Origin of the sequence: Solemya elarraichensis gill symbiont (genome assembly GCF_002021095.1) — a bacterium.
In the GTDB taxonomy this organism is placed as follows: domain Bacteria; phylum Pseudomonadota; class Gammaproteobacteria; order Chromatiales; family Chromatiaceae.
In genome coordinates this window covers 1-1,972 of the sequence record NZ_MPRK01000291.1, presented here as the reverse complement: position 1 = coordinate 1,972, position 1,972 = coordinate 1, and the positions used below count along the sequence as shown (strand labels likewise).

Below are 1,972 nucleotides of genomic sequence, written 5' to 3'. Positions count from 1 at the left end.
AAATGGAGCTGCTCCGGAGTAACTCCGGAGTAAATGGAGCTGCTCCGGAGTAACTCCGGAGTAAATGGGGTGGGGTTCGTGGATTCCGGAAGCGGACTTGAAACATTATAGTTAATAAGGGATAGCGACGTACGGCCCCGTTCTAAAAAAAAGGATCGAGGGTTGCCAATGGAAAATAGAAATAGTCAAGAGTGGCTAGTGTTTGGTAGTAAATTACCCAAAGCGGAGATTGTGTATTTTTGTCAAATCGTCATCGTTTACATCATCATCTTGACAGCCATCGTCAACCTGTCCCTGAACAACGGAAATTCCGAACTGTGGATCAGTCTCCTGTGCAGTGCCATCGGATACGCATTACCGTCGCCTTCGCTCAACAATGGAAGAACATTACCTATTTCTGAGCAGCCAAAACTGTAAAGACCTCAGACCCAACAACATCGCGTCAGATTTCACCGTAGAATTACCCCAACCTTATACTCTAGAAGGTGTGTGGGAGTGTGGACTGAAAGAAATAGACGTTTCGCTGAAAGAAGAGATGATGTACGTGTGCTCGGACATTTGTCGAGAATCTTATGCCGAAAACACCCTGTTACCGGTATTGCGGCTATTACCGAATGAGGTCAAAGGAAAAAAGAGAGAGACGTATTTAGTATTCGAGGATCCCTTCTACGTGCGAATCAAAGCCGACACTCTGACCAGAGTGAGAATCTTTATAAGGGGAGGTCGTCTACAACACATCGACAGTGACTCGTCAACGACACGCTGTACACTTCACCTCAGAAAATGGAAGTAGAAAAGTGGAAGAAGCATTTTCAACTAATGGCGGAGGGGAAACTCGGGTCGTCCGCCACGGGAAAATTCGTGGTCGACTCGAATCAGCGAGGTGGAAACTCGTCCAAACCGATCGTCAATTTTGTCACACCATTAGCCCAGGCGTTGGAATTAGCGAAATCGGAAATCAGAGAAAAGAAAAAGACGTCATTACACCGAAAAAGAAAAGACTACAGGCCTAAATCGATGCCCAATAAGAAAAAGAGTCAAATATCGGTCAAACATCGCTCTTCACCTATAGTCATTGTCCATAAACGTGGTCCGCCGGGGATACGACGTGAGTAGAGCGGACTGGAGTAACGCACCCACTAACTTTATAGAAACAATTATACCGTCCTAACACCGCAACTCGAAAAAACTCGTCGTCACAAACCAGAGGAGGAATGGTCCTCAGCATGTTGAGTACCATCTGTGTCACTGTGTGACACATAACATGCCTACTGCTGCTGCTTGCTGCTGCTGCTTGCTGCTGCTGCTTGCTGCTGCTGCTTGCTGCTGCTGCTGCTTGCTGCTGCTGCTGCTGCTTGCTGCTGCTGCTTGCTGCTGCTGCTGCTGCTGCTTGCTGCTGCTGCTGCTGCTGCTGCTGCTTGATTGACATCACTCATCGCGTCGTGTGCATCCATCTTTATAAGGGCTGCCTATCCTGTTGACTGATGACTATAAATAAGCTCAATTTTTCGAATTGCATCTTGGACTTCGAAGTAAAAAAATGTCTCATCAGTGTAAACATTGTTCTGCACAATATGTATGGCGTCACGATTTAACACGACACGTGAGAAATAAACATTCTGACTCAACCTCTAATGCCGAATGCTTACGAGAACCTAAACCAATGCCTCGACAACACCAGTCGTTTCAATCTCAGCAGACATCCGAACTACGTCAGATGCCGAGGCCTTCTACGTCATTCCGCTTCCTTCATCCGTTTACGCTTGTAACGAGTGGGCCTACTGCCTGTGGAAAGTCGTATTTCGTCACGAGAATGCTCCAGGAACGAGTCATTTCGCCATTGCCGCAAAGGATCATTTGGCTCTATAAACGGTGGCAACCCTTGTATGACGTCATCAAAGAGACTGTTACGCCCAGTGTCGAATTCGTGCAAGGTATTCCTCCCGGATTGGAGAGTGATCAATTCCTGGAC

Annotated in this window: 2 protein-coding genes; one reads left to right on the top strand and one right to left on the bottom strand. The window is 47.1% G+C overall.

Annotated elements, in window-relative coordinates; genetic code table 11:
- Positions 1–162: 162 nt before the first annotated feature.
- Positions 163–417 (top strand): hypothetical protein, encoded by a 255-nt coding sequence (locus BOW51_RS10290; RefSeq protein WP_135568254.1) that lies wholly within the window; start codon positions 163–165, stop codon positions 415–417.
- Positions 418–1,268: 851 nt separating this feature from the next.
- On the opposite strand, the gene BOW51_RS10285 is transcribed toward BOW51_RS10290, so the two are convergent.
- Positions 1,269–1,454 carry a hypothetical protein gene (locus BOW51_RS10285; RefSeq protein ID WP_078477632.1) on the bottom strand — a complete coding sequence of 62 codons (186 nt, stop codon included), beginning with the start codon at positions 1,452–1,454 and terminating at the stop codon, positions 1,269–1,271.
- Between the last annotated feature and the right edge of the window lie 518 nt (positions 1,455–1,972).